This is a genomic window from Streptomyces thermospinosisporus (assembly GCF_039526425.1).
Taxonomy (GTDB): domain Bacteria; phylum Actinomycetota; class Actinomycetes; order Streptomycetales; family Streptomycetaceae; genus Streptomyces; species Streptomyces thermocarboxydovorans.
In genome coordinates, this window is record NZ_BAAAIZ010000028.1 from 52,917 (window position 1) to 58,770 (window position 5,854).

A 5,854-nucleotide genomic window follows, 5' to 3' on the forward strand; every position below is an offset into this window, starting at 1 on the left:
GAGCGCGGGGGCGGGCCGTGGCCGGGGGCGCCGGAGTGGACGACACCCTGGGGAGGTTGCTACTTCTCCTGCGCTCCGACCGGCTTTCCGTCGGGCCGTACGGCGTACCAGGTGCCGCCGACGCCCTGACCGTTGGTGTCGCCGGGCTCCTTGTCACCGGCGAAGGTGTAGATGGGCCAGCAGTTGATGGTCTGCTGGTCGGCTCCGTCGGGCCGGGTGAAAGTCATGTAGCCCTTCTTCTGGATGCCCTTGGTGTCCTCGAAGGGCACCGGCGAGACCACCGGCCACTTCTGCAGGCACTCGCCCTTGCACGCGGAGACGGGCTCCGGCCAGGCCTCGTCCTTCATGAAGCGGTAGACCGTCATGCCGTTCTTGTCGACGACGATCTCGCCGAGCTTCGGGTCCTTGCGGGTGGACAGGCCGAACTGCTCGGCCGCCTGCGCCTTCTTGCCCTCGGGGTTCAGCGCGTACCACTTGCCGCCCACGCCCTGGCCCTTGACGTCACCGGCGTTGATGTCCTTGACGTAGCGGTAGGCGGGCCAGCCGCCGACGGTGAGCTGCTTTGTGCCGTCGGCACGTGTCACCTCGCCGAGGAGGGACTTGTCGATGCCTTCGCCGGCCGTGGCGTCGTCGGCGGGCACCGGCGGCCAGGTCTTGGCGCATTCGCCGTCGCAGTTGGACTTGGGCGGTTCGGCGACGTCCTGGTCGAAGCGGTACAGGGTGCGGCCGAGACCGTCGGTCACCACCTTGCCGAGCTCCGCGTTGGTCGACACCGTCAGCTTGCCGGCGGAGTTGTCCGGAGCGGTCGAGGCCTCGGCCGTGCCGCCGGGGGCCTTTCCGGCCCCGGCGTAGTCACCGGATCCGGCCGCGCCCACGTTCTGGCTGCTGGCCGGCGGCGGAGCATCCTGACCGCAGGCCGTCGTCAGGGCCAGCACCGCCGCTGCGCTCGCCACGAGCGAGGCGGTCCGCCAGGAGGTCTTCATCGTCAACTCCACATCATCGCAAGGGTGTTGTGTTGCAGCGCCCTGCTGTGCCGCCGCTCGACGATGAGTACGCACCGAAGCACCTGTTGTGTTCAACGCGACGCCATTTTCTTTTGAGGCGCGAGGGCACGGCTTTCGGGGAGCCCTCTGCCGTGCTCCCGGGGAGCCCCCTGCCCTGCTCCTGGAGAGCCCCCTGCCCCTCTCCGGAGACATTCCCTCATTCGGGGCAATCCTGACGCACTCCGGCGTGGCCCGGTCCGGCTCGACTCATGATCCTCCCCGTGCAAGCACTCGTACCGACCCGATCCGCGCTCGCCGCACGGGCGTTGGCCGCGGCCACGCTGGTCTGGGCGCTGCTGGGTGCGCCGGGCGCGGCGGTGGCCGACGCCTGCGCGTACGCCTCGACAGGGCCGGAGGGCACCGAGGTGGTCGCGGTCGCGGGCAGCCTGACCTGGCCGGTCCCACCGTGCTCCCCACCGCCGACCCCCACGCCCACCCCGACACCCATCCCCACTCCTACACCGCCACCTCCTCCTCCGTCGCCCTCGCCGGAACCCACGCCCACAAAGACCCCGCCACCGCCGAAACCCAGCCCCACGCCGACGCCCACTCCGCCCCCGCCCGCAGCCCGCCCGGCGCCGCCCCCGCCCAGCCCGACCCCTCCTCCACGGCCCACGCCGCCCCCACCCCCGGCGCCCACCCCGTCGGCCAAACCCAAGCCCCGCCCGTCCGTGACGCCGGTGCACTATCCGCCGCACCGCCCGGCCAGACCCACCCGGCCCTCCCGCGGTGCCACCTCGCCGCTGACCTTCGTCCTGCTGATCACGGCGCCCGCGGCGGTCGCCGTGGCCGCCCTGCGTCCGCGCTGATCCCGACCGACTCTGGAGGAACCCTTGCCGGAATGGCTTGTTCTCACCCTCGCGATGCTGGCCGCCGGTCTCGTGGTGGTCGTCATCACCGTCGTACGGCACCGCAGGGCGGCCGACGACGAGGACACCAGCGAGACCCCGGACGTCATCGAGTACATGACGATGTGGATCGGCGTGGTGTACGCCATCGTCCTGGGCCTCGCCATCGCGGGGGTCTGGGAGGGACGCAGCGCCGCGCAGGACCATGCGCGGGCGGAGGCCGCGGCGCTGCACGAGATCAAGGAGCGGGTACGGGTCTACCCGGCCGAGGTCCGCGACCGCATCCGTGACGACGTCGACGCCTACGTCGAGCACGTGCTCACCACGGAGTGGCGCAGCATGGCCGACAAGGGCGAGGTGACCGAGCGCGGCGCCGAACTCCTGGACCGGCTGCGCCGCGACGTCACCGACTACGAGCCACGCACCGACTTCGAGGCGCAGGCCTACCAGCCCCTGGTGGACCAGGTCACCGCGGCCGACCAGGCACGCACCGCCCGCGCGGAGTCGACCGGCAACACCATGCCCGGCGTGGTGTGGTTCGGCCTCCTCACCGGAGCGGTGGTCACCATCGGCATGATCTTCGCCCTCCAGATCCGCCGCACCGGCCGCGAACTCATCCTCGCCGGCGTCTTCTCGGCCCTGATCGCCTTCCTCCTCTACCTCATCTGGGACTTCGACGCCCCGTACAGCAGAGACGCAGCGGAGTCCGCGGAACCGTTCCGCTACCTGTTCCCGCACATCTGAGCCCCCGACACGCATCCCGCCGGGCGGGCGGGCGCCGCGCCGTGCGTGTCGCCCGGGCGGATCAAGGGCGTGACCCGTTCGCTCTACTGCGATCGCGCGCCGGGGCGCGGGTTCCTAGCGTTTCGGGCATCGAGGCGCTGTCACGGCGTGAGCGGAACAGGTCCGCAGCCGCTCCTCGGAACCCGGAGGATTCACCATGCACGCGATACGCGTCGCTTCCGCCGCGCTGGCAGGCGCCGGCGCCCTCACCCTCGCCAGTGCACCGGTCGCCGGTGCCGAGACGGCCGCCGGTGCCCCGCCGGCGGCCGTCTCGTACGTCGGACGGGCCCCGGCCCTGGACGGCGGCATCACGCCGTTCGGTTTCGAGGTGAAGCCGAACATCGTGGAGCCGGGTGACACGGTGGGGTTGCGGGTGGACCGGGACGACGGGGGGTGCAGAGGACCGGCGAGGGTCTCCTCGGCGGTGTTCGACACGGTCACCATCCCGCCGCGGCGGTCGACGGCGATGGCCGTAGTGGACCGGGATGCCCGGGTCGGGGCGGAGTACCGGGTGGAGTTCACGTGTGACGGGGCCACCGGGAGCACGGTGCTGACCGTGGTGGGCGGTACGCCGGTGCCGCTGCCCTCTCCGATCGACGAGGAGCACGAACGGCACTCCGAGGGGTACCGCGGCCGTCACCCCAGGGGTGTGCACGCCGGCGAGGGCGGCACGCTCGCCGGGACCGATCTCGGCAGGATGGGTCTGGGCGCGGTGTTCGTCACGGGGGCGCTCGGGGTGGCGTACCGGCTGTCCCGGCGCGGGAGCACCGACGAGGGCGGCTGACGGCAAGGCTGCGCCCCGGAACCGCACCGGGGTTCCGGGGCGAGGCCCACGTGCGCGGCGCGGCCCGACGGCGCCTCAGATCCGCTTCTCGGCCCGGCGGCGCATCCAGAAGAAGCCGCCGCCGGCCAGCGCGGCGGCCACCAGGGCACCGCCGATGGCGATGTCGGTCGGGGTCGCTCCGGTGGTGCTGGAGCCGCCGACACCGCCGCGGACACCTCCGATGACGGTGAAGGCCGCGGGCCGGGTCAGGCTGCGGTTGGAGCACTCGACGTGAACGTCGTAACGGCCGGGCCGGGCATCGGGGTTGACGGTGGCGGTACCCCTGGCGGTGCTGCTGCGTCCGCCGATCGGGGTCAGCTCGGTCCGGTGGAAGGCCTCGGACGTGGCGTTGCCGCCGTGCGGGCAGCCGTCGGCCGTGATGGTCAGCTGGCCGCCCGCGGCGATCACACTGGGCATGACGACGATGTTGTGCGGTCCGGGGACCTGGCCGCCGTCGGCGTGTGCGGCCGGGGCGGCGAGCCCGAGGACGGCGACGGCGGCACCGGTGGCCGCGAGGGCACGTGGATTGCGCATGTGTTCCTCCGCGGAAGGCGCCCCGGGTCCCGTCCCCGGTCGATCGGCGAGAAAGCACCTCCCGCAACGACAGTCGGGTGCGGTGCCCCGGCCCGCATGTCGGCGATGGTCCGTCCCGGTGAGGCCGTGCCCCGTGCCCGAACCGCTTGATCGGTTATCGCCGCAGGTCACGGACCGTCAGAAAATCTTCGGCCGGCACCGCCTCGGATGGCGCACGGCCGCAGGCCCCGGCCACCCGTTCGCCGCTGCCCCGTCGCCGGTTGTGCGCACGGCACTTAGCGTTTGGCCATGCGCGAGTGACGCGGCGACGGCCGTGTCGAGAGGGGAAGGCGAATGTCTGCTTTCGAGGCGGGCGAACCGGAAGAGGAGCAGCGCCCGAGGAAGCGCGCGCCGTGGGGCGTGATAGCGCTGGTGCTGCTCACCGGGCTCGCGCTCATCCGCAACGGCTCAGGGGAGTTCGACGAGGGTCCGCCGCAGCCCGCCAGTGCGGCGGCCGCCGACACCCGCTCCGGCGCCGCGATCACGGTGGGGACGGCCGCTCCGCTGCCGTTCGCGGTGCCGGACCGGGTGCTGATCCCGGCGATCAATGTGGACGCGCCGATGATCCCGGTGGGTCTGGACGCCGATGGCTGGGTGGACGCGCCGCCGCCGGAGGACCCGAATCTGGCCGGGTGGTTCAGCGGCGCGGTCACTCCGGGCGAGAAGGGCACGGCGGTCGTCGTCGGCCATGTCGACAACCAGCAGGGCCCGGCCGTCTTCTACGGGCTCGGCGCGCTGAACAAGGGCCAGCGCGTGGAGATCCTGCGGCGGGACGGCAAGACGGCCGTGTTCGAGATCTACGGCATCGAGGTGTTCGCCAAGAACAGCTTCCCCGGTGAGCGTGTGTACGCCTCCAAGGGCTCCCCGGAGCTGCGGGTGATCACCTGCGGCGGCGGGTTCTCCCCGCAGGAGGGCTACGCCGGCAATGTGGTCGTCTTCGCCCGCCTGGTCGAGGTCCGCTGAGGGCCTCGTACCGGGCGGGCGGGAGGGGTCCGGCGGGGTCAGACGTACGGCCGGCGGGGCACTCCGATGTGGTAGCCGGAGTCGAGCAGCTGGGGCAGGTAGTCGCGCAGGGCCCGGACACTCTGGGAGCGTTCGCCCCCGGCGTCGTGGGAGAGCACCACGACGCCGGGGGCGGCGCCGTTCTCCACCCGTTCGACGATGGTGCGGGTGCCGGGAGTGGTCCAGTCGAGGGTGTCGACGGTCCAGGCGAGGGGTTCCATGCCCAGGTCCGCGCCGAGCTGGAAGGTGGCGCGGTTCCAGGCGCCGTAGGGGGCCCGGAACCACTGCGGGGGCTCGCCGTAGGCCTTCTCGATGACCTCGCAGGTGCGTTCCATCTCGGCGCGGATGCGGCTGCGGCGCAGGCTGGTCAGCAGCGGGTGGGACCAGGTGTGGTTGCCGACGACATGGCCCTCGTCGGCCATCCGGGCCAGCAGGTCCCGGTTCTCGGCGGCCGTCTCCCCGCACACGAAGAACATCGCGCGCACGTCGTACGCGGCCAGGGTGTCGAGGATGTCCGGGGTGTAGCGGGGGTCGGGCCCGTCGTCGAAGGTCAGGACCATGGTGTTGCCGCGTCCGGTCATGCGCAGCAGGGGTGCGCTGCGCACGGGGGTCCGGCCGGGCAGGGCACGGGGCGGGCCGTAGCCGGTGAACGGCTGGAGGCGGTACGCGGACGGCCTGAGCGGGCTGCGGGCGGCCTGGGCGCCGGCCGCGGGCGCCGCCGGTGCGGCCGTCCTCCTGCCGGTGCCGGTGGCGAGCGCTCCCGCCAGCGCGGCGGCCCCCGT

7 protein-coding genes are annotated in these 5,854 nt (G+C 72.8%); 4 read left to right on the forward strand and 3 right to left on the reverse strand.

Going from position 1 to position 5,854, the window contains the following annotated elements:
• Positions 1-59 precede the first annotated feature (59 nt).
• On the reverse strand, positions 60-983 hold the full coding sequence (locus ABD207_RS11315) for an SCO0930 family lipoprotein (RefSeq protein WP_344012176.1): 924 nt from the start codon (positions 981-983) through the stop codon (positions 60-62).
• Between the two features lie 740 nt (positions 984-1,723).
• Between ABD207_RS11315 and ABD207_RS11320 the strand changes: the two genes are divergently transcribed.
• The 3 genes from ABD207_RS11320 to ABD207_RS11330 all read left to right on the forward strand — a co-directional run bounded on the left by ABD207_RS11320 (position 1,724) and on the right by ABD207_RS11330 (position 3,458).
• Positions 1,724-1,852, forward strand: a complete 129-nt coding sequence (locus ABD207_RS11320) for a hypothetical protein (protein WP_344012148.1) — start codon at positions 1,724-1,726, stop codon at positions 1,850-1,852.
• Between the two features lie 54 nt (positions 1,853-1,906).
• The gene (locus tag ABD207_RS11325) at positions 1,907-2,635 is read left to right on the forward strand and encodes a bestrophin-like domain (RefSeq protein WP_344012178.1); all 729 of its coding nucleotides are present in this window, start codon (positions 1,907-1,909) and stop codon (positions 2,633-2,635) included.
• Positions 2,636-2,831: 196 nt separating this feature from the next.
• Positions 2,832-3,458, forward strand: coding sequence for a hypothetical protein (locus tag ABD207_RS11330; protein WP_344012149.1), 627 nt, complete (start codon positions 2,832-2,834; stop codon positions 3,456-3,458).
• Positions 3,459-3,533: 75 nt separating this feature from the next.
• Here ABD207_RS11330 and ABD207_RS11335 read toward each other — a convergent pair whose 3' ends face one another.
• The gene (locus ABD207_RS11335) at positions 3,534-4,031 is read right to left on the reverse strand and encodes a hypothetical protein (RefSeq protein WP_344012151.1); all 498 of its coding nucleotides are present in this window, start codon (positions 4,029-4,031) and stop codon (positions 3,534-3,536) included.
• A 333-nt stretch (positions 4,032-4,364) separates the two neighbouring features.
• Here ABD207_RS11335 and ABD207_RS11340 point away from each other — a divergent pair, with 333 nt between their 5' ends.
• Positions 4,365-5,033: a class F sortase gene (locus ABD207_RS11340; protein WP_344012153.1), complete on the forward strand. Its 669-nt coding sequence runs from the start codon at positions 4,365-4,367 to the stop codon at positions 5,031-5,033.
• A gap of 38 nt (positions 5,034-5,071) precedes the next feature.
• On the opposite strand, the gene ABD207_RS11345 is transcribed toward ABD207_RS11340, so the two are convergent.
• A partial coding sequence (locus ABD207_RS11345; RefSeq protein ID WP_344012154.1) for a polysaccharide deacetylase family protein occupies positions 5,072-5,854 on the reverse strand: 783 nt, incomplete at its 5' end.

Bases quoted from the DNA above. Each gene is read 5' to 3' on its own strand.
- ABD207_RS11315 (WP_344012176.1), bottom strand. From the start codon at position 983: ATGAAGACCTCCTGGCGGACCGCCTCGCTCGTGGCGAGCGCAGCGGCG.
- ABD207_RS11325 (WP_344012178.1), top strand. From the start codon at position 1,907: ATGCTGGCCGCCGGTCTCGTGGTGGTCGTCATCACCGTCGTACGGCAC.
- ABD207_RS11330 (WP_344012149.1), top strand. From the start codon at position 2,832: ATGCACGCGATACGCGTCGCTTCCGCCGCGCTGGCAGGCGCCGGCGCC.
- ABD207_RS11335 (WP_344012151.1), bottom strand. From the start codon at position 4,031: ATGCGCAATCCACGTGCCCTCGCGGCCACCGGTGCCGCCGTCGCCGTC.
- ABD207_RS11340 (WP_344012153.1), top strand. From the start codon at position 4,365: ATGTCTGCTTTCGAGGCGGGCGAACCGGAAGAGGAGCAGCGCCCGAGG.